Source organism: Crossiella sp. S99.2, from assembly GCF_023094165.1.
Classification (GTDB): Bacteria; Actinomycetota; Actinomycetes; order Mycobacteriales; family Pseudonocardiaceae; genus Crossiella.
The window spans coordinates 244,990-266,290 of the sequence record NZ_JALMDK010000012.1 but is presented as its reverse complement, the minus strand read 5'-3'; the positions used below and the strand labels follow the sequence as shown (position 1 = coordinate 266,290).

Here is a 21,301-nt window from a genome sequence, read left to right as displayed (position 1 = left end):
TTCGATTTCCGACTTTTCGCACATCGCGACTAGACTCGGACGCGCTGTCTCCGCTTTGAGAAAGCGAGCCCTCGCGTGAACTACCTGCTCGCCGACCGCTATCGGCTCGACGGTGAGCTGGCCCGGGGCGGGATGAGCGTGGTCTGGTACGGATTCGACACCGTGCTGGAGCGCGAGGTCGCGATCAAGGAACTGCGCACCCCGCCGGACTGGTCCGCCGCCACCGCCGCCGCCCACCACGAACGCATCCGCCGGGAGGCCACCAGCGCCGCCCGACTGGACCACCCGAACGTGGTTCGGGTCCACGATCTGGTGAGTGCGGACGGCAGGCCGTGGATTGTCATGGAACAAATTCCGAGCCGATCACTGCAACAGGTGGTCGATGAGGACGGCGCATTGCCGCCGATGCTGGTCGCCCGGATCGGACTGGCGGTGGTGGAGGCCCTGGACAACGCGCACCACCGCGGGATTCTGCACCGGGACGTGAAACCGGCGAACATCCTGATCGCCGACGACGGCCAGATCTTCCTGACCGATTTCGGGGTGGCCCGGCTGACCGAGGCGGAAACCGCGGCCACCACCGGCGCGCTGCACGGCTCGCCCGGCTACATCGCGCCGGAGCGGCTGAAGGGCCAACTCCCCCGGCCCGCCTCGGACTTCTGGTCGCTGGGCGCGACGCTGTACACGGCGGTGGAGGGCAAAGCGCCGTACGCGCGGGAAAGCGCGGCCGCCACGCTGACCGCGACGATCACCGCGGAACCGCCGACGACCTCGCGGGCCGGGGTGCTGGGGCCGGTGGTGTCGGCGCTGTTGCGGCGGAATCCGGTGGACCGGCCAGGACCGGACCAGCTGCGCGAACAGCTCGGCCGGATCATGGCCGGGCGGGCCGGCTCGCCACCCCCGCGGAAGCCGACCACCGCGCCGCCGCCGCGTCGGACGCGGCTGCTGTTCGCGGGCATGACGATGCTCGCGCTGAGCGTGGCCATCCTGGTCTACCTGTCCCTGACGCCCTGACCCCAACCCACCCGGCGACTTGGGCCAACTGGTACGCCGGGTTGGCCCAAGTGGGCGTGCCAGTTGGCCCAAGTGGTACGGGGCGGCGGGCTGCTCAGCCTGCGCGGATGCCCGCCAGGCGGAGGCCGGTGACCGGGTCCGGGGTGACGTCGGCCAGCCGGGTGGACCAGTACAGGTGGCCGTGCGGCGACCACAACGGCGCCAGTGGCAGCTCGCGCAGGGCGATGTTCTCCGCCAGCCGCAGGTCCCGGTCGGCCGCCTCCGAGGTGTCCGCGCCGGCCAGGAGTTCGGCGAAACTCGGGTGGGTGAAGCCGACCTGGGTGGCCAGCCTGGACAGCAGGGCGGTCGGGTGGGGGTAGGTGGCGTGGGCGGTGAGCAGGTAGGGGCCGTCGAAGCGGTGGTGGTCGAGCCGGTCGGTGTACTCGGCGGCGGGCAGGCCCTTGGTGGTGATGGCCTCGGCGTTGAGGGACAGGCGGAGCTGGGCGGCCAGGGGTTCGATCCAGGTGCGCTGATCGGTGTCCTGGTTGAAGTACACGGTGAGGTTCTTGGGCAGCTCGCTCTGCCGGGCCAGCAGGGCGGCGGCCTGGACGTCGTGCACGCAGGGCCGGCAGGCGGAGTCCTTGCGGTCGGCGCCCAGGGCCGCGGGCAGCAGCGCGGTGGCCGGGGTGACCCGGTGGGAGAGGGGGCCGGTGGCCAGGGCCTCGCGGTCGACGGCCATGGACAGGGCGTGTCGGCGAGCCGGGTCGGCGTACTCGGGGCGGGCCGGGAAGGCCAGGTAGGTGGCCTCCGGTTGCGGCCAGGTGGTGCTGCGGTTGGCGAACTGGCTGGTCAGTTTGCCGTGTTCGGCGGCGGGGATCTCGGTGGCCAGGTCGATCCCGCCCGCGGTGAGCTGGGCGTACTGGGCTTCGGCGGTGGCGACCACGACCTTGATCGCCTCGGACTTGGCCTTGGTGGCACCGGCGTAGGCCGGGTTGGCGGTCAGCCGGATGCCCTGGGACCACTGGCCTTCGGCGCGGTAGGGGCCGTTGCCGATCAGGGTTTTCCAGTCCCGGCGGGTCAGGGCCTGTTCGGACAGCGGGGCGAGCAGGGTGCTGGTGAGCGCGACCGGGAAGTGGCGCTGGGCGGCGGCCAGGGTGACCTCGACGGTCAGGTCGTCCGGGGTGGCCACCTCCTGGACCTGGAGCTGGTCCAGCAGGCCCGCGGCGGCCCAGCGCTGTTGTCTGGCCATCGCCCAGGTCTGGGCGTAGGAGCGGGCGGTGACCGGGGTGTTGTCGTGGAAGCGCCAGCCCGGCCGGAGGCGGATCGTCCAGCGTCGTTGGTCGGGACTCTCGACCTTCTCCGCGGCCGCCGGGACCGGGGCCGCGCCCGGGTTGTCGACGGTCATCAGCGGTGTCCACAGCGCGCCGACCAGCAGCTTGCCTGGCTGGTCCAGCGCCTGTCCTGGCAGCAGCGCGGCGGGTTCGGTGACCGCCATGGTGAAGGTGCCGGGTTGGGCGGGCGCCGGGGCCTCCGGGGTGGTGCAGGCGGTCAGGCCGCTGACCGCCAGGGCCATCAGCAGGGTGTTGCGGCGGCGCATCCGGGCTTCCTCCTTCTGGGGACGAGCGGTCGATGCCTTGTCCCCCACGGCATCCCAGCCTAGGTTGTTCCTGGCCGAACGATCGGGAGGGCGTTATGGCTCGGGTAGGAAAACGGTCCGGGATGGTCGCGATGATCACCGCGCTGGCGCTGGCCGCCACCGCGTTGCCGGCGTGGGCCTGTGATGAGGAGCAACCGGAGTTCCAGGCGCCCGCCGCCGCGGCCGCCGGGCACGCGCACGGCAAGAGCGGCAAGGACACCGGCGCGGTCAAGAACGTCGAACTGGTCGGCTCGGTGCCGGGCGCGCAGGGCGCGATCGCGCTGGACTTCCTGCAGTACGGCCGGCAGGACGTGCTGCTGGTCTCCGGGCAGTTCGGGCTGAAGTCCTACGACATCAGCAAGGACCCCGCCAAGCCGGTGCAGATCGGCGAGCTGTCCATGCCCGGCCTGTGGGAGACCGAGGACACCGAGGTCGACCCCAAGCGCAAGCTGGTCTTCCTGGCCAGGGACCCCAGGGCCTTCGGCGGCAACGTGCAGACCGGCAAGTCCGGCGTGTACATCGTCGACGCCAAGGACCCGGCCAAGCTCACCGTGCTCAGCTTCGTCGAGTTGCCCGCCGGGCACACCACGAGCTGCATCGAGGACTGCCGCTACCTGTGGACCGGCGGCCCGGCCAAGGCCGCGGACATGCCAGCCGACTGGGGCGGCCGCCCGGTGTGGGTGACCGACATCCGGGATCCGCGCAACCCCAAGGTCTTCACCAAGCCCATCGACACCGGCCGCAACGACGGCAAGACCGACTACGTGCACGACGTCCAGGTCGACGCCACCGGTATCGCCTGGGCCGCGGGCCGGGGCGGCGTGCGCGGGTACCGGACCGGCGGCTGGCACTGGGACCCGGTGGCCAACCGGATCCGCAAGGCCACCCCGTGGGACCCGATCCCCTACGCAGGCGGCGGCATCGACGAGCTGGCCGCGGCCTCCAAGTTCATGCACAACAGCTACCGCCAGGTCGGCCGGCGGGCCGGGGACGGCGCGAACCCGTGGCACTGGGGCGGCGGCGATCTGCTCTTCGCCACCGAGGAGGCGTTCAACCCTGGCTGCGCCGCCGACGGCGTGCTGGTGATCTCCTCGCTCAAGGGCTCCTACGGCGGCCAGGGCTGGCGCTCCAGCAAGGAGAAACCGTTCCGGCTCAACACCGTGGGCACCTGGAGCGTGGCCGGTCAGGAGGGCAGCAACCCGGACAGCGGGGACTGTTCGGCGCACTACTTCGACATCCGCGGCAACATCCTGGTGCAGTCCTTCTACGCCCAGGGCACCCGGTTCATCGATGTCAGCGATCCGACCAACCCGACACAGGTCGGTTACTTCCGGCCGGCCGACGCCGCGTCGTGGGAACCTGCGTGGCACCGTGGCCTGACCTACGTGGCGGACAACAAGCGCGGCATCGACATCCTCAAGCTCACGAAGTAGTTCCGCCGGCCCGAGAACCTGGGGGGAAACAATGACGATTCCCGAGTCGCCACGCGGTATCGACCGCAGACACCTGCTCACCGGGCTGGGCGCGCTGGGCGCGGCCGCCATGGTGGGCGTGGGCACCGGCACCGCGACGGCCGCCGAGGTCACCCCGGCGGAGACCGCGCTGGCCGAGGCGGCCGGGATCACGCCGATGGACCTGCGGTTCCGGATCGCCGAGCAGTTCCGGCCGTTCGCGCTGCTGGCGCCCGGGTTCGAGCAGTACGACACGGCCGCGCCGCCACTGCCCAGGACCAGTGGGGACTTCCTGGTGCGCACCGGGATCAGCCCGCGCGCGCCGTTCGCCTCGGTGCTGGTGGAGGTCACCGAACTGGCCCCGGGCGCCTCGGTGGTGGCCGGGCTGGCCGCCAACTCGGCCAACCGGGTGCTCGCCCGCTACGACGCGGCCACCGGCACCGCCAGCATCGAGGTCACCGTCAACGGGACCACCACCGTGGTGAAATCGGCGGCGGCGAAGTTGCGGGCGCCGTTCCGGTTCGCCTTCGTGGTCAACGAGAACGCGATCACCGCACTGCACGACAGCACCGGCACCGGCACCGGCTGGGCGCCCCTGGTCAGCGAGCGCGACGGCGTGTCCGCCAAGCTCGACCTGCGCCGCCCGGCCACCCTGGGCACCTTCTCCTACGCCTACGGGGCGGGCGGGGACGGCCCGGTGGTGCTGGGCCGGGTGCAGGCCGGGTACTTCGGACAGGCCGGGCTCCGGGACCTGCACGCGGTGCAGACCCCGGACGGGAAACCCCTGGTGCGCAACGGCAAGTTGTACCTGACTGCCACCTGCGCCGGGCTGGGCTTCTTCCAGCAGGCGCACTGGGGTGTGTGGACCCTGGACCTGAAGGACCCGAGCAAGATCACCCAGGTCGCGCAGCTGTACTTCAGCCGCGAGGACGGCGTGATCGTCGGCGACCACGCCGGGCAGATCGTGCTGGACGGCGACGAGTTCATCGTGGCGATGAGTTCCTGGGGCGATTTCGCCTTCCGCGGCGTGCACATCCGGCACCTGCGGACCAGGGCAAACGTGCTCGCCGGAGTGCATGTGCTGCCCACCAAGCGGCTCGCCGTGCCCACCGACGTCAGTTCCTGGGACCCGTCCATCACCAAGATCGACGGCCGCTGGCACGTCGGCTTCGTGGAAAGCCCCAGCCAGACCCCGTTCAACTTCCACCCGGCACTGGCCGTGGCCCCGCGCGGCGCGGACTACCACGAACGCCTCACCCTGCGCGGCCGGGACGCCACCGTGCGGGAGTGCGAGGGCACCATCCTGCAGCGCGTCGGCGGGCAGTGGTACCTGCTGGCCAGCGACGGGATCGGGCGGCAGTACCGGGTCTACGACCTGGACGTGCGGTTCCTGGGCACCCTGGACGCGCCGTACAAGACCAACATCCCGCACCCGCAGATCGTGCCGGTGGGCAAGAACTGGCTGCTGATCACCTTCGACGGCACCCAGTACGCCGAACCGGTGCTGGGCTACGGCGGACACGGCGACGTGATCATCATGCGGGCGTAGGTGTCCGTAACCCACCCAACGTCGAGTTGGCCCAAGTCGTACGGGTAGTTGGCCCATCTGGGCGTACTGCTTGGGCCAACTCGACGGCGGTGGGCCTAGAACACGGTGCTCCAGTAGGTCCAGAACGCCTGCAGCACCCCGGCCAGGATCAGGGTGAACCAGCCGGTGAGCACCACGGTGTGGAAGGTGAGCAGGGTCCGCCGCACCCCTGCCGGGGACGGCAGGTGGCCGTGGTGCAGGTTGTGCAGCGTGACGTAGAGGAAGATCGGGATCGTCACCGCCCACACCACCAGGCAGTACGGGCACAGCGCGCCGATCCGGTACAGGCTCTGGAAAATCAGCCAGTGCACGAAGATCACCCCGAAGGTGACCCCGGCCTGCACCCCCAGCCAGAACCAGCGCCGGAACCGGGCGCCGGCCAGCAGGGCCGCGCCGATGGTGCTGATCGCGGCGAACCCGGCCACGCCGAGCAGCGGGTTGGGGAAGCCGAAGACCTCGGCCTGGGCGGTGCGCATCACCGAACCGCAGCTGAGGATCGGGTCGATGCTGCAACTGGGCAGGTAGCCCGGATCGCGCAGCAGCACGATCTTCTCCACGGTCAGCGTGAAGGCCGCGGCCAGGCCGAGCAGGCCGCCCGCGGTCAGCAGCCAGGGCAGCAGGCGGAGCGGGAACGGGGCCCGCTCCGCCACACCGGTGCTCACTTCGCCAGTGCCGCGTCGATGGCGGACTTCAGACCCTCGTAGCTGGGTCGGCCGGTGTACTTGGCGCCGTTGACGAAGAAGGTCGGGGTGCCCTGCACGCCGAGGGTGACGCCGTCGGTGCGGTCGGCCAGCACCCGGGCCAGGGTGGCCGGGTCGTCCAGATCGCGCTCGAAGGCCGGCAGGTCCAGGCCGATCCGGCGGGCGAGGTCGAGGAAGGCCGGACGCTGTTCGGTCTGCTGCTCACCCCACTGCTGCTGGGTCTCATAAAGCCCCTGGTACATCGGCTCCAGCTTGCCCTGCTTGCCCGCGGCCTCCACCGCGCGGGCGGCGAGTTCGGCGTTGCGGTGACTGGGGATCGGGAAGTAGCGCAGCACGAAGGTGACCTTGCCCGCGTACTCCGCGCGCAGTTTCTCCACACCGGGGTAGGCCGCCCGGCATGCCTCGCACTCCAGGTCGAGGAACTCCACCACGGTGACCTTGCCGTCGGGCGCGGTGGAGAGCTTGTGGCTGTCCGGCCGGACGAGCACCTCGGCAGGCGCGGTGCTGGGCGCGCCCGATGGACCGGGTTGCGCGGCGGGCGCCGGGGTGTTGGGCCGGTTGAACACGAACAAGGCGGTGACCACCGCGGCGACCACCGCGATGACGACGAGCGAGATCCTGGCATTGGCAGACATGGGTATCCCCTGAACTCTGGGTGGATGCGGGCAGGCGCGAACGCGCGCGGGCGCACGAGGTCAGCGCGACCTCGTGGCGGGGCGGGCGGATCGGCCTACGTGCGCAGCACGCAGAGCTGGGCGAGGCTGGGTGCGGAGCGACGACGCCCGGTGGGTGGTCGCGGTGCGCGGAACTGGGCGAGCACGGTGATCAACGTCCGTGGGCCGGGCAGGGCGGCCAGCACGAGCAACACGGCCACCAGCAACGCCAGGCAGGCGCCGAGCAGGTCAGCGGGCTGGTCCGGACCGTGTTGCGGCGCGGCCTGCCCCGGCTGGCCGGGCACGCAGTGGTCGGCGACCAGCAACGCGACCGAGTACAGCGAATGGCAGCCGGGGGTGCTCGGATCGTCGGCGTGCGCGGCCTCCTGGGTCAGGACCAGGCCGATCAGCAGGCCGAGGACGGCGAGAGCCCGCGCGAGACCCGCTCGCGTGAAGATCCCTCGCCGTCCGCCGAACACGCCGTTCAGGCTACTGGAACGAGCAGATCGCCAACCGCGCGTTGCCCGGACAAGCGCCGGCCCGCTCCGGCGTCGCGCCGAACGTCTGTGACCGGTTCGCGAGTCGCAGGCTCCCGAACTCGTGCCGGAGGGAGAGCTGCAAGGAGTCCGGCTCCTGCTTCCCGGCCGGGGCCGCGATCAGCTGCCCGGCAACGATTCTCGGCTCGGCGCCGACCGCGGCCCCGATACCCAGCGGGATCGCCAGCAGCCCCACCGCGCCCACCGTGAACAGACCCCAGCACCCCGGATTACTCCGCTGAACCGCCAACGTCGTTCTCCCCTCGATTGGCAATGTTCCTTCCTTAAAGATGCCGGACGGGGTTGGAGGTTGCCTCAGAAAGTGCCGGACAGCCGGTCGTAGGCCAGTCGCAGGTGCGCCACGAACAACTCCGTGCTGTGCCGGGGATCCCCCGCCCGCAACGCCGCCACCAGCGACCGGTGCTCGCCGGGGACCTGGTGGCGGTAGTCGGTGCTGATCGCGATCCGGCTGAGCAGGAACAGGATGATCTGGGCGCGGATGGCCGACCAGGCCTGGTTCAGCCGGTCGTGGCGGGTGGCGGCGTAGACCGTGTCGTGGAACTCCAGGTCCAGGCGCAGCAGGTCGTGCTCGGTGGCGGCGGTGTGCATCCGGTCCACGATCTCCGCCAGGGCCGCCAGGTCGGCCGGGGTGGCGTGACTGTGGAAGCGGGCCACGGCCAGGCGTTCCAGGGCCTCGCGCAGGGTGTACAGCTCCTCGGCGTCCTCGGCGGACAGGGTGGTGACGGTGGCGCCGCGGTGCCACTGGGTGCGGACCAGGCCCTCGCGTTCCAGTTTGGCCAGGGCCTCCCGGATCGGGCCGCGGCTGACCTCCAGGCGGGCGGCCAGGTCGACCTCGCGCAGGGGCGCGCCGGGTGGGAAGGCGCCGTCGAAGATCGCGGCGCGGATGCGGTCGGCGACCTCGTCGGCCAGGCCGCGGCGGTCGGCGGGACGCAGCGGCGTGGTGTCGGTCACCTTGGCCTCCAGCAGCAGGTCAGCAGATTGTCTGAATGTTAACATTCGGCTGTCCTGAGTGACCCTGTTTGAGGAGTGCGCATGTCCGTGCCTCGTTTCCACCTGGCGATCCCGGTCGACGACCTCGGCGCCGCGCGGCGGTTCTACGGCGAGGTGCTGGGGTGCCCGCAGGGGCGGTCCGCGGACAGCTGGGTGGACTGGAACTTCTACGGCCACCAGCTGGTCACCCACCTCGCGCCGCGCAACCCGGACGCGCACAACCCGGTGGACGGGCACGATGTGCCGGTGCCGCACTTCGGGCTGCTGCTGGGCACCGTGCAGTTCGACGAGCTGGCCGAGCGGCTGCGCGCGGCGGGCACCGTGTTCGTGATCGAGCCCTACCTGCGCTTCGCCGGGGAGAAGGGCGAGCAGTGGACCATGTTCCTGCGCGATCCGGCCGGGAACGCCCTGGAGTTCAAGGCTTTCGCCGATGACGACCAGGTGTTCGCGGCCTGACCCGGAGGGGGAGGGTCAGACCGCGAACGGTGGCGTGGCGCGGTGCGCCGACGGCACGACGGTCAGCGTCGCGCCACGCCGGGCTGGTCCTCGATCGCCGGACTCACCACCGGTCCGGGCGAGGGGCTGGTGCCAGGGGTGACGGTGGCCTGGCCCTGGGCGGGCACCGGCGGGTAAGTCTGGCCGGAGTTCTGCTGGGCGTGCCGTTCCTCGATCCGCTCGTTCATCTCATCGGCCATCACCTGCTCGCGCTGGCGGGCCCGGATCCGGTTCAGGATCGCCATGGTCACCCCGTGCATCAGGCCGAGCAGCAGCAGCACGATGCCCAGCTTGGTGATCACGGTCTGCACCATGCCGCCGACCTGGACCTCCATCGTTGAGATGATCATGAACAGGCCGAGCACGACCAGATGGAACAGCACCGCGACCAGGCGGGCCATGGACGCGGCCGCCTCCTGGTCCCGGTAGCCCTGCTGGAGGTATGCCTTCCCACTGCGCAGGATGAGCTGGCCGTCGACGAGCACCAGGATCACCCCGAGCACCAGGAACGCGACATACCCGTTGAGGTTCTCGTCCACCTGACTCACATCCTCGCCGTCTGGACCAGCGCGTGTTGGTCTGTTCCCCGGGTACCCGGTGGGCACACACGGTGAAACACCGGTGCCGCCGGGTCACCGACCGCCGGAAATGCGTATGGTGACGTCGTGTCTGGTCATTACTACCGGGAGGCTCCTCCGGTGCAGGCGAAACCGCGTCGCAAGCGGCGCTGGGGCCGAATCGTGCTCATCGTGCTGCTGGTCCTGCTGATCGGGGTGGTGGCCTTCTGGTTCTACCTCGACTCCAAGCTGAACCGGATCAACGCGCTCAAGGACTACCCCGGCAGGCCAGCGGACACCCCGGGCACCAACTGGCTGGTGGTCGGCTCGGACAGCCGCGAGGGGCTGAGCGAGGAGGACCGCGAGGAGCTGGCCACCGGTGGCGCCGCGGGCAAGCGGACCGACACCATGATGCTGCTGCACATCCCCGACGGCTCCGGACCGTCCACTTTGGTCTCATTGCCCCGGGACTCCTTTGTGGACATTCCAGGCAAGAAGAAGCAGAAGCTCAACGCCGCCTTCGCCCTGGGCGGGGCCGAACTGCTGGTGCGCACGGTGGAGACCAACACCGGGATCCACATCGACCACTACGCCGAGATCGGCTTCGGCGGGTTCGTGCACATCGTCGACGCGGTCGGCGGGGTGGACATGTGCATCGACAAGCCGATGAAGGACCCCAAGGCCGGACTTGACCTGCAGGCGGGCTGCCAGGAGCTGGACGGCGCGCAGGCGCTGGGTTACGTGCGCACCAGGGCCACCCCGCGGGCCGACCTGGACCGGATCGCGCGGCAGCGGCAGTTCCTCTCCGCGCTGGTGGACAAGGCGACCGGGTTCACCACGATCATCAACCCGTTCCGGGCGATCCCGTTGGCCAACAACACCGTCGAGACGCTGACCGTCAACGAGGGCGACCACCTGCACAACCTGACCGGACTGGCCTGGGCGATGCGCGGGGCGGCCGACGGCGGTCTGGTGACCACCACGGTGCCGCTGGGCGCCAGCCGCAGCGTGGCCGGCGTCGGCGCGGTGGTGCAATGGGATCCGGCCAGGTCCAAGCGGTTCTTCGACGCGCTCAAGAACGACACCCCACTGCCCCAGGACCTGATCACCGCGGGCTGACATCAACCGATCGGCTGATGCCGGTCATCCACCACTCCACCTGCCACCTGGACGATCCGCGACCATCGCCGTCCGCCGCAAGCTGTGTTCCGACAACGGAACGAGCGAGAGGCGGGCGGCGATGCCGGTTATCGAGGTGGCCAACCTGCACAAGCGCTACCGCGAGCACACCGCGGTGGCCGATGTGTCCTTCACCGTGGAACGCGGTGAGATCTTCGGGATCCTGGGCCCCAACGGCGCGGGCAAGACCACCACGGTCGAATGCGTCACCGGCCTGCGGGCCCGCGACGGCGGCACGGTCCGGGTGCTCGGCGAGGACCCGGCGCACGCCGGCCTGGAACTGCGGGCTGCCCTGGGGGTGCAGCTCCAGCAAGGCCGGTTGCCGGACAAGATCACTGTCTGGGAGGCACTGGACCTCTACGCGTCCTTCTACCCGGAACCGGCCAGCCCCGAGCGGCTGATCGAGGAATGGGGCCTGCGGGAGAAGCGGAACACCGCCTTCCGCAAGCTCTCCGGCGGACAGAAACAGCGATTGCTGATCGCGCTGGCCCTCATCGGCAACCCGAAGATCGCGGTGCTGGACGAACTGACCACCGGCCTGGACCCACAGGCCCGCCGGGACACCTGGGAACTGGTGGAACGGGTGCGGGACAACGGCGTCACGGTGCTGCTGGTCACTCACTTCATGGCCGAGGCGGAACGGCTCTGCGACCGGATCGCGGTGATCGACCAGGGCCGGGTGGTCGCGCTGGACACCCCGAGCGGGCTGGTCGCCAGCGTGCGCGCGGAGGTGCGGATCCGGTTCCGGCCCTCGATCCCGCTGCCGCCGGGGTTCCTGGAATCGCTGCCGGATGTGTCCGGAGTGGACCGCAGCGGATCGGTGATCACGGTGCGCGGCACCGGGAACCTGCTGCACACGGTGACCGCGACGCTGGCCAGGGCCGGGATCGTGGCCGAGGACCTACGCCTCGATCAGACCGGCCTGGACGACGCTTTCGTCGCACTCACCGGAACCGAACACTGAGCCCGACTCTCCACAAAGGACACTCACATGCACGTGTTGCGCAAGCTCTTCGTCGTCGAACTCAAGCTGCTGTTGCGGGAGCCCGCAGCCTGGCTGCTGGTGCTGATGCTGCCACTGGTCCTGGTCACCATGTTCGGCCTGACGGCCAACCCGCGGACCAACACCAACCCGATCGTCACCTACTTCCCGGCCATGGCGCTGTCCCTCGGCGTGGCCCAGCTGGCGCTGACCCTGCTGCCCAGCGGGCTGGCGAACTACCGGGAGAACGGCATACTCCGTCGTATGGCCTCCACCCCGGTGCACCCGAGCAAGCTGCTCGGCGCGCAGCTCGCGGTCAGCCTGCTGATGGCGCTGACCACGCTGGTCGCGGTGCTGGTGGTCGGCTCGCTCGTGCTCGGCTTCCCGTTGCCCAAGGAGCCGCTGGGCTTCGCGCTGGCCTTCCTGCTGGGCACCGGGGCGCTGTTCGCGGTCGGGCTGTGCGTGGCCGCGGTGGCGCCCAACGGGCGGGTGGCCGGTGGGATCGGCGCCGGGGTGTTCTTCCTGTCCATTGTCTTCGGCGGGGTGTTCATGCCGGCCGAGGTCTCGCCGAAGTTCATGATCGCCATTGGCTCCTACCTGCCGATCGGGGCGTCCATGCAGGCCATGCGGGCCAGCTGGGCCGGGCAGTGGCCGGAGACGCTGCCGCTGGTGGCGATGGCTGGACTGATCGTGGTCTTCGGCGCCGTGGCCGCGCGGACGTTCCGGTGGGAGTGATCCAGGAGCTGCACGGGCGGCCGGAGGCGCCGGGCCGGTGGGTGCACCTGGTCTGGGTGTACGGCGCGCTCGCGCTGTCCAGCTTCCTGGTGTGGGTCACCGGCGGCTGGCCTTCCGGGACCGAGCTGACCGTGCTGCTGGTGCTGCTGGGGCTGGCCGTGGTGTGGCTGCCCTGGTTGCCGGACCTGGTCGCGGAGAACCGGCGGGACGGCCGGTTCTGGATCCCGGCCGGGCGGCTGACCGGCAGGCGGCGCTGGCTGGCGATCGGCTATTACGCGGTGATGGTGGCCATCGGCGGCAGCCTGCTGGCGGTGCACCCGCAGTACGCCGCGTTCGCCTCGGTGGGGTACCCGTTCGCCTTCCTGTTGTTCCCGGCGCGCGGGGCGATGGTCGGGGTCGGGGTGACCGCGGTGGTGAACCTGGCGGCGCAGACCGACTGGCTGACCGAGCACGTCCAGCCGTACTCGGCGCTGCTGGGCCTGTTGCTGCCACTGGCCTTCGGCGGCTGGGTGATCGGCAGGGAGAGCGAGCGGCGGCGGGCCATGGTGACCGAGCTGACCGCGGCCAACGCCGCGCTGCGGGAGACCATGGCGGAGAACGCGGGGCTGCACGCGCAGCTGCTGAACCAGGCCAGGGAGGCCGGGGTGCGGGAGGAGCGGCAGCGGATGGCGCGGGAGATCCACGACACCCTCGCGCAGGGGCTGACCGGGATCATCACCCAGCTCAACGCGGCCGACCGGGTGCCAGGCGAGGCGGCGCGCCGGGAGCACCTGGACCGGGTGCGGGCGCTGGCCGCGGACAGCCTGGCCGAGGCGCGGCGGTCGGTGCGGGCGCTGCGGCCGGAAGCGCTGACCGACTCGCCGCTGCCGGAGGCGCTGGCCGAGCTGACCGCGAAGTGGGCCGAGGCCAACGGGATCACCCCGGAGCTGGCGGTCACCGGGGACCCGGACCGGCTGGCCACCGGCGTGGAGGTGGTGCTGTTCCGGGTGGCGCAGGAGGCCCTGACCAACGTGGCCAAGCACGCCAAGGCGACCAGGGTCGGCGTGACACTGTCCTATGAGGACGATGTGGTGCTGCTGGACGTGGTCGACGACGGGGTGGGCATCCAGCCGTCCACCGGCTGCGAACCCGGGGTCGGGGGTTACGGCCTCGGCGTGATGCGGCAGCGGGTGCGCGGGGTGGGCGGCACGCTGGAGATCGAGAGCGGTCCGGGCCAGGGCACCGCGGTGGCCGCCGCGGTGCCGGCGATCCCGTTCGACGCCAGGGAAGGCGAGGCATGAGCCGGATCAGGTTGCTGATCGTGGACGACCACCCGATCGTGCGGAACGGGCTGGCCGTGGCCTTCGGCGCGGAACCGGACATCGAGGTGGTCGGCGAGGCCGCCAACGGCCTGGAGGCGGTCGAGCTGGCCGCGCGGGTGCCCGCCGATGTGGCGCTGATGGACCTGCGGATGCCGGAGCTGGACGGGGTGCAGGCGATCCGGCGGCTGCGCGAGCAGCATCCTGAGCTGCGGGTGCTGGTGCTGACCACCTTCGACACCGATTCCGATGTGCTGCCCGCGATCGAGGCCGGGGCCACCGGCTACCTGCTCAAGGACGCGCCGCCGGAGGAGCTGCTCAAGGCGGTGCGCGCGGCCAGCCGCGGTGAGTCGGTGCTGGCGCCCACGGTGGCCGGGCGGTTGATCGGGCAGGTGCGCAAGCCCGCGCGCGGGGCGCTGAGCAAGCGCGAGCTGGAGGTGCTGACGCTGGTCGCGGGCGGGGCCACCAACCGGGAGGCGGCGCGCAGGCTGTTCATCAGCGAGGCCAGCATCAAGACCCACCTGCTGCACATCTACGCGAAACTGGACGTGCGGGACCGCGCGGCGGCGGTCGGGGAGGCGTACCGGCGGGGCCTGTTGTAGGCCCCGCCGACGCGAGCCAGCTCCGGATCAGTCCTCGTCATCCGGCCGGGCGTGGTCCGCGACACCCGGATTCGGGTCGCGGGACAGGTCGATCAGCGGATGCCGCGGCGCCCCCTCCGGCAGCGCGTGATCCGGCTTGCCCGGGTTCGGATCCCGGGACAGATCGATCAAAGGTCGTTCGTCCGCACTCATGTTCCCTCCTCAGAAACTCCCTCGCATGGGTGCGCCCGACACGCTACCCATCGCTCGTCCACACAGGATTGTCGGTGCCTTGGCGCAGAATCGCTCGTGATGCGTATCGCGGTGGTGACCAGCCCCAATGGGGAGGCGAGGCTGCGCGAGCTGGCCGAGGACGGGCAGCCCGTGAGCGAGGTCACGTCCACCACTGCCCTTGCGGGCACCATGGCGGCGCTGGAACAGGCCCACCACCCGCGCTGGGTGCTGGCGAGCAGCGCCGAGTTGTACCCGCGGCTGCTGCGGGCCGGGGTGCGGCTGGAGCGGTGCCATGACCTGGAACTGACCGAATCGCTGTTGTCCGGGCACGCGGGGCGGTGGGGTGAGCCGAGGGGGCTGGCGGCGGCGTATGCCCGGCAGGCGGGGTTGCCGGTGTTCCCGGATCCGCCGGTGCGGCCGCGGGATGAGCACCCGGTGCTGTTCGAGACGGCGCGGAACGACCTGGTGGATCTGGATCCACTCGATGCGGTGATCGCGGTGCACCGGGATCAGCAGGCGCGGATCGCGGAGCTGCCGCAGCCGGGGCGGTTCCGGTTGCTGGTGGCGGCGGAGTCGGCGGGCGGGCTGGCGGCGGCGGAGCTGGGGCATGTGGGGGTGCCGTGGCGGGCGGACATCCACGACGCGCTGCTGACCGAGTTGCTCGGGCCGCGGCCACCGCTGGGGGCCACGCCGCCGCGGCTGGTGGAGTTGACCGAGCAGATCATCGAGGCGTTCGGGGGGCGGCGGTTCCACCCGGATTCGCCGGCTGAGGTGCTTCGGGCTTTTGCGAAGGCCGGGTTCTCGTTGCCGTCCACGCGGTCGTGGGTGATCAAGGGGGTTGATCACCCGGGGGTGCCGTTGTTGTTGGAGTACAAGGAGCTTTACCGGATCTACACCGCGCATGGGTGGTCGTGGTTGTCGGCCTGGGTGCGGGGCGGGCGGTTCCGGGCGGAGTGGGTTGCCGGGGGTGTGGTGTCCGGTCGGTGGGCGACGCGGGGCGGGGGTGCGTTGCAGATCCCGAAGACGGTGCGGCGGGCGGTGGTGGCTGATCCGGGGTGGGCGCTGGTGGTGGCGGACGCGAGTCAGTTGGAGCCGCGAGTTTTGGCGGCGCTGGCCGGGGATCAGCGGTTGGCGGCGGCGGGGGCCAGCGGGGATTTGTACTCCGCGCTTGCGGCCGAGGCGTTCAACGGGGACCGGGATCGGGCCAAGATCGGGATGCTCGGGGTGATGTATGGGCAGACCTCGGGCGGCGCCGGGGAGTTGTTGGCTGCCTTGCGGAAGCGGTATCCGGCGGCGATCGAGTACGTGGAGCGGGCGGCCAGGACCGGGGAGCTGGGTGGGCTGGTCCGGTCGCATCTGGGGCGGACCTGTCCGCCGCCGGGGGCGGAGTGGCAGGGGATCGTGGAGGATGCCGAGACCGAGACGGGGCAGGCCCGGCAGGCGCGGGCGCGGGGGCGGTTCACCCGGAATTTCGTGGTGCAGGCAACGGCTTCGGAGTGGGCTCTCGCGTTGCTGGCTTGTTTGCGGACCGGGTTGCGGGGGTCCGCGGAATTGGTGTTCTTCCAGCATGACGAGGTGATCGTGCATTGTCCGCGGGAAGAGGCGGAGGAGGTGGTGGCGGTGGTGCGAGAGTGCGCGGAGCGGGCCACCCGGTTGTTGTTCGGGGACACGCCGGTGCGGTTTCCGTTGAGTGCGGCGGTTGTCGAGTGCTACGGGGATGCCAAGTAGGACTCGCGAGCGACCCGGCGTCGAGTTGGCCCAAGTCGTACGCGTAGTTGGCCCAACCGGGCGTCCCACTTGGGCCAACTCGACGACAGAAGCCTTGCCCGGTAACGGATTCCGCGAACGCGGTCAGTTCTCTCGGGTGTAGGCGAGGTAGCGTTCCGCTGAGCGTTGGACGATTTCGTGGGCGTTGGTTTCGATCTTGGAGTCCCACCAGGCGCCGTAGATTGTGCTGAAGTCCAAGGGTTTGAGGAGTTCCGCTGCTCGTCGGACTACCGCGGGGCGTTCGGGGATCAGGTTGGGGTAGCTGTACATGAAGGCGACGTGGGAGCGGTCCGGGATCACCTGGACGATGTCGCCGGTCAGCAGGGTGTGGCGCCAGTGCAGGACGGTGCCGCCGGCGAAGTGCACGCCCAGGTTGATCAGGGTGACCTCGTCCAGGAGGGTTGTGTGGGTGCCGGACCAGAGGTGGATGTTCGGGTCTGGGCGGCCGATCCACTGGGCGTCGTTCTCATGCAGGTGGATGGGGGCGTTGAAGGTGTGCGACCACTCGACCATGGTGGTGTAGTAGTGCGGGTGGCTGATGGCGATGGCGTGCAGGCCGCCCTGGTTGTTGACCTCGGTGATGATGTCCTCGGTCAGGTAGGCGGTGCAGTCCCACAGGATGTTGCCGTTGGGGGTGTTCACCAGCAGGGCTCGCTGGCCGATGGCGAAGCGTGGGTTGGTGCCGATGCCGGTGAGGCCGGGGCCCTCCGGCTCGATCCGGGCGGACAGGTCCGGGTCGGCGCGTAGCTCGTCGAAGTCGGTCCATTGCTGGCCGGCGGCGGGGACGTACTGGCGTTCGTCGGTGCAGATGGGACAGTCGGGGCGGGGGGCCGCGTATTGGGTGCCGCAGGTCCGGCAGATCGGGCGGGTGTGGCTGGCCATAGGGTTTCCTCCCAGTGCGCCGGGTCCGGCCCGGCATACCGGACACGCTAATCGGCGGGGCTGGGAGATGGTGTGGGACGGGTCATCGCGGAGATCACCGTGTCGGTGGACGGGTTTGTCGCCGGGCCGGAGGTGAGCGCGGCGCAGCCGATGGGGTTGCACGGGCTGCGGTTGCACCACTGGCTGGGGTTCGGCGACACGCCGCCCAGTGCCGCGGATCTGGAGGTCGCCGGGCGGATGTTCGCCAATACCGGGGCCTTTGTCATGGGGCGGCGGCTGTTCGACGTGGGGATCGGCAAGTGGGGTGGGGACGGGGCCTGGCAGCGGCCCTGTTTTGTGCTCACCAATCGGGAGCGTGGGGATCACCTCCAGGGGGTCACCCGGTTCATGTTCGTGACTGACGGGGTGCGGCGGGCGGTGGATCGGGCGCGGGCCGCGGCCGGCGGGCGGGATGTGGTGGTGGCCGGTGGGGCGCAGGTGATCCGGGCGGCCATGCACGCGGGACTGGTCGAGGAGTTGCGGTTGCACGTGGCGCCGGTGTTGCTGGGGGCGGGAACCTCGCTGTTCGACCAGGGGCCGCGGATGGAGCTGGAGCCGGTGCTGGTGGAGAGCAGTGCGGCGGTGACCCATGTGACCTATCGGGTGCCGCTCCCGACCGGGTGACAGCGCGGGCACGCCGAGTGCCTGCGTCGGTAGCGTGGCGGCATGGGAGATCAGCAGTCGCCGATCAGCCTGGGGGACGCGGTTTCCGTGCCGGGGCTGCGGGACCGGGTGCGGGTGCAGTGGGCCGCGGGCGAGCAGAGCTTCTCGGTCAGCAAGCAGGAGCACGGGTACCGGTTCGCGCCCGCGGTGGACAACACCGTGCTGCTGGACGGGCGGACGTTCCGGATGGTGAACGTGCACTTCCACCGGCCGACCGAGCACTGGCTGGACGGGGTGCCGTTCGGGCCGCACATCGCCGAACTGCACGCGGTGCATGTGCGGGCCGAAACCGATCTCCGGGTGTGCGCGGTGGCGATCTTCCTCGACCTGGGCGCGGCGGAGCCGGGGGTGCCGGTGGAGGTGCCGCCGTTCGCCTTCGACCTGGCGGCGTTGTTGCCCGCGGGGCGCGATTTCTACCGGTATGAGGGGTCGTTGACCACGCCGGAGTACGACGAGGCCGTGAGCTGGGTGGTGTACCCGGAGCCGGTGGCGGTGGGCGATGACCGGTTGCGCGGGTTCATCCGGGCGCACGCGGACAGCGCGCGGGCGCAGCAGCCGCGGAACCGGCGGTTTGTGCTGTGGTCCGGGGAGTGCGACTAGGCCAGCAGGTAGGCGACCAGGGTCAGGCTGGCCATCGACAGCAGGGTGGTCAGCAGGATCGCGTCCCGGGCCAGCGCGCCGGCGCGGAGTTCGTACTGGCTGGCGAAGACGAAGGCGTTCTGCGCGGTGGGCAGCGCGGCGAAGAGCACCGCGGCCAGCAGCGGCGGGCCGGTGAGGCCGAAGGCGAAGTGGCCGATCAGGAAGCACACCAGGGGTTGCAGCACGATCTTGAGCAGCACCACCAGCAGGACCTCGCTCCGGCGGGGCAGGTCCGCTGACTGGCCGCGGCCGAACAGGGACATGCCCAGCACCAGCAGTGCCAGGGGAACGCCTGCGGCGCCGAGCAGGTCCAGGGGCTGGGCGAGCAGGGGTGGGATCTGCCAGCCCAGCGCGGCCATGGCCAGGCCGCAGGCGGCGCCCAGGATCACCGGGTTGCGGACCGGGAGCAGCAGGACCCGGCGGAAGCGGCCGGTGGCGCCGGTGTTGAGGTCGGTGTCGATCAGGGTGAGCACCGTGGGCATGACGAACAGGAGCTGGAACATCAGCGCGGCCACCACGAAACTCGGATCGCCGAGCACGGTGATGGCCACCGGGATGCCCAGGTTGGCCGCGTTCACATAGGCCGAGGACATGCCGCCGATGGCCTGATCGGCCAGTCTGCGGTGGAACAGCCAGCGGCTGGCGGCCAGGCCGATCGCGCCGACCAGGACCGTGCTCACCGCGAAGGCCAGGATCGAGGTGCTGGCCAGGCCGTCGAGCGAGACCCGGCTCAGCGTGGTGAACAGCACCGCGGGCATCGCCAGGTAGAAGACCACCCTGGTCAGCGCGCGTTCGGCGGCCAGGCCGAACAGGTTCGTCCGGCGCACCAGGTAACCCACCCCGGTCAGCGCCCAGATCGGCACGAAACCAGCGACAACGGTGGGCACCCGGTGAAGCTAACCCGGCTGGCGCCGGTGTGGCGGCGGTTGAGATTCACCCAACACGCCGCCACCCCGGGGGTGCGTCAGAGCTTGACGGTCCAGGTCAGGATGGTGCCGGTGTCGGCACGGGCCACGTCCTGCACCCGCAGCTTCCACACGCCGTTCTTGGCCTTGCCCGCGGCGTTCGCGGTGAAGGAGCCCACCACGTCGTCCGCGCTGTCCGAACCGCTGGAGTTCTTCAGCCGGTACGGGGTGCCGTCCGGAGCCAGCAGGTCGATCACCAGGTCACCGCGCCAGGTGTGCTTGATGTTGACGTCCACGGTCACGGTGGCCGCGTTGCCCGCGCAGTTGGCCACGGTCACCGGGCTTTCCACGGTGGCGAGGTCCGGCACCGGGATGTCGGTGTCGTTGGTGACGGTGCAGGTGGGCGGCGGCACGGTGCCGCCCTCACCCACGAACAGCAGCTTGTTCGGCGAGCCGGTGCCCGGGTTGACCACCTTGTCCGGGGTGGCCGCGGTGACCATGGCGTCGCGCACCTGCTGCGGGGTGTAAGCCGGGTTGGCCTGCAGGATCAGCGCCGCCGCGCCCGCGACGTGCGGGGCCGCCATCGAGGTGCCGCTGATGGTGCGGGTGATGGTGTCGTTGTCCTTCCACGCCGAGGTGATGTTCACCCCGGGCGCGAAGATGTCGACGCAGGTGCCGAAGTTGGAGAAGGTCGCCTTGTTGTCGCTGATGTCGGTGGCGCCGACGGTGATGGCTTCCTGGGTACGCGCCGGGGACACCGTGCAGGCGTCCAGCGGACGGCCGAAGGCGTCGCCGTTGCCTGCCGCGAGCGCGAAGGTCACGCCCTTGGTGATACCGCCGCGGACCGCCGCGTCCACCGCGTCACTGGCCCCGCCACCCAGGCTCATGTTCGCCGTGGCCGGCTTGACCGCGTTGTTGGCCACCCAGTTGATACCGGCGATGACCTGCTCGTACGTGCCCGAGCCCTGGCAGTTGAGCACGCGCACCGCGACCAGCTTGGTGCCCTTGGCCACGCCGTGCGCGGTGCCACCCACGGTGCCCGCGACGTGCGTGCCGTGCCCCTGGCAGTCATCGGCGTTGGTGTCGTTGTCGATGAAGTCGTAACCGGAGGCCGCCCGGCCGCCGAAGTCCTGGTGCGTCACCCGGATACCGGTGTCGATGACGTAGGACGTCACCCCGGTGCCGTCGACCGGATACGTATACGACTGATTCAGCGGGAGGGCCCGCTGGTCGATTCGGTCGAGTCCCCAGGATGGCGGATTCGGCTGGGTCCCGGAAATACGCACCGTGCGGTTCGGTTCCACAAATGCGACGTTAGGGTCGGCCGCCAGACGCCGCGCCTGCGATTCCCCGGCGGTCACCGAGAAACCACGGAGGGCGGTGTCATAGGTTCGTCCGACCTTTGCGCCATAGGTGCTCGCGAGGTCACTCGCGACCGCGGCGACCGAGGTTGCCCTGACCTCGGCGCTGTCCTTCAGAACCACGATGAAGCTGTTGGGCACAGCGCCCTCACCACCCGCGTTGCGGATGGCCGCCTCCGGCGCGGCGAAGGCGGGCAGGGCCGCCATGGCGGTGGTGGCAGCGGCCAGCAGCGTCACCGCTGCGGCCTTGCCCCGCCAGTCCCGTGTTCCACTCATCGAATAATTCCTCTCCCGCAGAGCTGCCGGACGGCACCTGTTGGCGCCACCGGGCAGGGTTGGCTCTAGTGCAGAACGGAAGTGAGGCACGCTCGCGCGAACGTAAGGGCGGACTCTATTCACAGTTTGCACTCACGTA

23 protein-coding genes are annotated in these 21,301 nt (G+C 70.6%); 12 read left to right on the top strand and 11 right to left on the bottom strand.

Translation table 11 applies throughout. The features are described 5' to 3' along the window. Nucleotides 1-75 precede the first annotated feature (75 nt). On the top strand, nt 76-1,014 hold the full coding sequence (locus MZC64_RS36665; RefSeq protein WP_247759960.1) for a serine/threonine-protein kinase: 939 nt from the start codon (nt 76-78) through the stop codon (nt 1,012-1,014). A gap of 94 nt (nt 1,015-1,108) precedes the next feature. Here MZC64_RS36665 and MZC64_RS36660 read toward each other — a convergent pair whose 3' ends face one another. Continuing rightward, nucleotides 1,109-2,638, bottom strand: a complete 1,530-nt coding sequence (locus MZC64_RS36660; protein WP_247759970.1) for an ABC transporter substrate-binding protein — start codon at nt 2,636-2,638, stop codon at nt 1,109-1,111. A gap of 47 nt (nt 2,639-2,685) precedes the next feature. Between MZC64_RS36660 and MZC64_RS36655 the strand changes: the two genes are divergently transcribed. Continuing rightward, nucleotides 2,686-4,062: an LVIVD repeat-containing protein gene (locus tag MZC64_RS36655; protein ID WP_247759972.1), complete on the top strand. Its 1,377-nt coding sequence runs from the start codon at nt 2,686-2,688 to the stop codon at nt 4,060-4,062. 31 nt (nt 4,063-4,093) lie between these two features. Further along, nucleotides 4,094-5,629: a hypothetical protein gene (locus tag MZC64_RS36650; RefSeq protein WP_247759982.1), complete on the top strand. Its 1,536-nt coding sequence runs from the start codon at nt 4,094-4,096 to the stop codon at nt 5,627-5,629. Between the two features lie 95 nt (nt 5,630-5,724). On the opposite strand, the gene MZC64_RS36645 is transcribed toward MZC64_RS36650, so the two are convergent. The 5 genes from MZC64_RS36645 to MZC64_RS36625 form a co-directional block, all read right to left on the bottom strand. Then, entirely contained in the window at nt 5,725-6,330 is a 606-nt protein-coding gene (locus MZC64_RS36645) for a vitamin K epoxide reductase family protein (protein ID WP_247759990.1), read from the bottom strand. After that, nucleotides 6,327-7,004 (bottom strand): thioredoxin domain-containing protein, encoded by a 678-nt coding sequence (locus MZC64_RS36640; RefSeq protein WP_247759995.1) that lies wholly within the window; start codon nt 7,002-7,004, stop codon nt 6,327-6,329. Before MZC64_RS36640 ends, MZC64_RS36645 begins: the two co-directional genes overlap by 4 nt. Nucleotides 7,005-7,099: 95 nt before the next feature. After that, nucleotides 7,100-7,501 carry a hypothetical protein gene (locus MZC64_RS36635; RefSeq protein WP_247759997.1) on the bottom strand — a complete coding sequence of 134 codons (402 nt, stop codon included), beginning with the start codon at nt 7,499-7,501 and terminating at the stop codon, nt 7,100-7,102. 10 nt (nt 7,502-7,511) lie between these two features. Beyond that, nucleotides 7,512-7,754 carry a hypothetical protein gene (locus tag MZC64_RS36630; RefSeq protein WP_247760002.1) on the bottom strand — a complete coding sequence of 81 codons (243 nt, stop codon included), beginning with the start codon at nt 7,752-7,754 and terminating at the stop codon, nt 7,512-7,514. Between the two features lie 119 nt (nt 7,755-7,873). Continuing rightward, a complete protein-coding gene (locus MZC64_RS36625) occupies nt 7,874-8,575 on the bottom strand; it encodes a GntR family transcriptional regulator (protein ID WP_247760009.1) in 702 nt (233 codons plus the stop codon). Nucleotides 8,576-8,611: 36 nt separating this feature from the next. Here MZC64_RS36625 and MZC64_RS36620 point away from each other — a divergent pair, with 36 nt between their 5' ends. Next, nucleotides 8,612-9,025, top strand: coding sequence for a VOC family protein (locus MZC64_RS36620; protein ID WP_247760011.1), 414 nt, complete (start codon nt 8,612-8,614; stop codon nt 9,023-9,025). Between the two features lie 62 nt (nt 9,026-9,087). Here the strand turns inward: MZC64_RS36620 and MZC64_RS36615 are convergent, their stop codons facing one another. Beyond that, nucleotides 9,088-9,603, bottom strand: a complete 516-nt coding sequence (locus MZC64_RS36615; protein WP_247760013.1) for a hypothetical protein — start codon at nt 9,601-9,603, stop codon at nt 9,088-9,090. Nucleotides 9,604-9,729: 126 nt separating this feature from the next. On the opposite strand from MZC64_RS36615, the gene MZC64_RS36610 reads away from it, so the two are divergent. The 5 genes from MZC64_RS36610 (at nt 9,730) to MZC64_RS36590 (ending at nt 14,417) form a co-directional block, all read left to right on the top strand. Further along, complete coding sequence (locus MZC64_RS36610) at nt 9,730-10,740, top strand: LCP family protein (protein ID WP_247760019.1); 1,011 nt, start codon at nt 9,730-9,732, stop codon at nt 10,738-10,740. 121 nt (nt 10,741-10,861) lie between these two features. Continuing rightward, entirely contained in the window at nt 10,862-11,764 is a 903-nt protein-coding gene (locus MZC64_RS36605) for an ABC transporter ATP-binding protein (RefSeq protein WP_247760025.1), read from the top strand. A gap of 27 nt (nt 11,765-11,791) precedes the next feature. Continuing rightward, nucleotides 11,792-12,517, top strand: coding sequence for an ABC transporter permease (locus MZC64_RS36600; RefSeq protein ID WP_247760027.1), 726 nt, complete (start codon nt 11,792-11,794; stop codon nt 12,515-12,517). Beyond that, a complete protein-coding gene (locus tag MZC64_RS48960; RefSeq protein ID WP_247760034.1) occupies nt 12,508-13,797 on the top strand; it encodes a sensor histidine kinase in 1,290 nt (429 codons plus the stop codon). The genes MZC64_RS36600 and MZC64_RS48960 overlap by 10 nt, the downstream gene beginning before the upstream one ends. Beyond that, nucleotides 13,794-14,417, top strand: a complete 624-nt coding sequence (locus MZC64_RS36590) for a response regulator transcription factor (RefSeq protein ID WP_247760042.1) — start codon at nt 13,794-13,796, stop codon at nt 14,415-14,417. The genes MZC64_RS48960 and MZC64_RS36590 overlap by 4 nt, the downstream gene beginning before the upstream one ends. A 27-nt stretch (nt 14,418-14,444) precedes the next feature. Here MZC64_RS36590 and MZC64_RS36585 read toward each other — a convergent pair whose 3' ends face one another. Continuing rightward, nucleotides 14,445-14,609, bottom strand: a complete 165-nt coding sequence (locus MZC64_RS36585; RefSeq protein ID WP_247760044.1) for a hypothetical protein — start codon at nt 14,607-14,609, stop codon at nt 14,445-14,447. Nucleotides 14,610-14,708: 99 nt separating this feature from the next. Between MZC64_RS36585 and MZC64_RS36580 the strand changes: the two genes are divergently transcribed. Further along, on the top strand, nt 14,709-16,358 hold the full coding sequence (locus MZC64_RS36580; RefSeq protein WP_247760070.1) for a bifunctional 3'-5' exonuclease/DNA polymerase: 1,650 nt from the start codon (nt 14,709-14,711) through the stop codon (nt 16,356-16,358). A 123-nt stretch (nt 16,359-16,481) separates the two neighbouring features. On the opposite strand, the gene MZC64_RS36575 is transcribed toward MZC64_RS36580, so the two are convergent. Further along, entirely contained in the window at nt 16,482-17,279 is a 798-nt protein-coding gene (locus MZC64_RS36575; RefSeq protein ID WP_247760072.1) for an MBL fold metallo-hydrolase, read from the bottom strand. Between the two features lie 72 nt (nt 17,280-17,351). Between MZC64_RS36575 and MZC64_RS36570 the strand changes: the two genes are divergently transcribed. Together MZC64_RS36570 and MZC64_RS36565 are read left to right on the top strand one after the other, a co-directional pair. Then, entirely contained in the window at nt 17,352-17,942 is a 591-nt protein-coding gene (locus MZC64_RS36570; RefSeq protein ID WP_247760074.1) for a dihydrofolate reductase family protein, read from the top strand. A gap of 42 nt (nt 17,943-17,984) precedes the next feature. After that, nucleotides 17,985-18,581 carry a carbonic anhydrase family protein gene (locus MZC64_RS36565; RefSeq protein ID WP_247760075.1) on the top strand — a complete coding sequence of 199 codons (597 nt, stop codon included), beginning with the start codon at nt 17,985-17,987 and terminating at the stop codon, nt 18,579-18,581. Here MZC64_RS36565 and MZC64_RS48955 read toward each other — a convergent pair. Both MZC64_RS48955 and MZC64_RS36555 read right to left on the bottom strand, forming a co-directional pair. Further along, the gene (locus MZC64_RS48955; protein ID WP_247760077.1) at nt 18,578-19,507 is read right to left on the bottom strand and encodes an AEC family transporter; all 930 of its coding nucleotides are present in this window, start codon (nt 19,505-19,507) and stop codon (nt 18,578-18,580) included. The genes MZC64_RS36565 and MZC64_RS48955 overlap by 4 nt on opposite strands. A 77-nt stretch (nt 19,508-19,584) precedes the next feature. Then, complete coding sequence (locus MZC64_RS36555) at nt 19,585-21,162, bottom strand: S8 family peptidase (protein ID WP_247760079.1); 1,578 nt, start codon at nt 21,160-21,162, stop codon at nt 19,585-19,587. Nucleotides 21,163-21,301 lie beyond the last annotated feature (139 nt).

What these genes read in the sequence shown, in the direction of transcription:
- MZC64_RS36655 (WP_247759972.1), top strand. Translation starts at nt 2,686, where the DNA reads ATGGCTCGGGTAGGAAAACGGTCCGGGATGGTCGCGATGATCACCGCG.
- MZC64_RS36585 (WP_247760044.1), bottom strand. Translation starts at nt 14,609, where the DNA reads ATGAGTGCGGACGAACGACCTTTGATCGATCTGTCCCGGGATCCGAAC.
- MZC64_RS36555 (WP_247760079.1), bottom strand. Translation starts at nt 21,162, where the DNA reads ATGAGTGGAACACGGGACTGGCGGGGCAAGGCCGCAGCGGTGACGCTG.
- MZC64_RS36620 (WP_247760011.1), top strand. Translation starts at nt 8,612, where the DNA reads ATGTCCGTGCCTCGTTTCCACCTGGCGATCCCGGTCGACGACCTCGGC.
- MZC64_RS36575 (WP_247760072.1), bottom strand. Translation starts at nt 17,279, where the DNA reads ATGGCCAGCCACACCCGCCCGATCTGCCGGACCTGCGGCACCCAATAC.
- MZC64_RS36625 (WP_247760009.1), bottom strand. Translation starts at nt 8,575, where the DNA reads ATGTTAACATTCAGACAATCTGCTGACCTGCTGCTGGAGGCCAAGGTG.
- MZC64_RS36650 (WP_247759982.1), top strand. Translation starts at nt 4,094, where the DNA reads ATGACGATTCCCGAGTCGCCACGCGGTATCGACCGCAGACACCTGCTC.
- MZC64_RS36640 (WP_247759995.1), bottom strand. Translation starts at nt 7,004, where the DNA reads ATGTCTGCCAATGCCAGGATCTCGCTCGTCGTCATCGCGGTGGTCGCC.
- MZC64_RS36605 (WP_247760025.1), top strand. Translation starts at nt 10,862, where the DNA reads ATGCCGGTTATCGAGGTGGCCAACCTGCACAAGCGCTACCGCGAGCAC.
- MZC64_RS36565 (WP_247760075.1), top strand. Translation starts at nt 17,985, where the DNA reads ATGGGAGATCAGCAGTCGCCGATCAGCCTGGGGGACGCGGTTTCCGTG.
- MZC64_RS36600 (WP_247760027.1), top strand. Translation starts at nt 11,792, where the DNA reads ATGCACGTGTTGCGCAAGCTCTTCGTCGTCGAACTCAAGCTGCTGTTG.
- MZC64_RS36590 (WP_247760042.1), top strand. Translation starts at nt 13,794, where the DNA reads ATGAGCCGGATCAGGTTGCTGATCGTGGACGACCACCCGATCGTGCGG.
- MZC64_RS36580 (WP_247760070.1), top strand. Translation starts at nt 14,709, where the DNA reads ATGCGTATCGCGGTGGTGACCAGCCCCAATGGGGAGGCGAGGCTGCGC.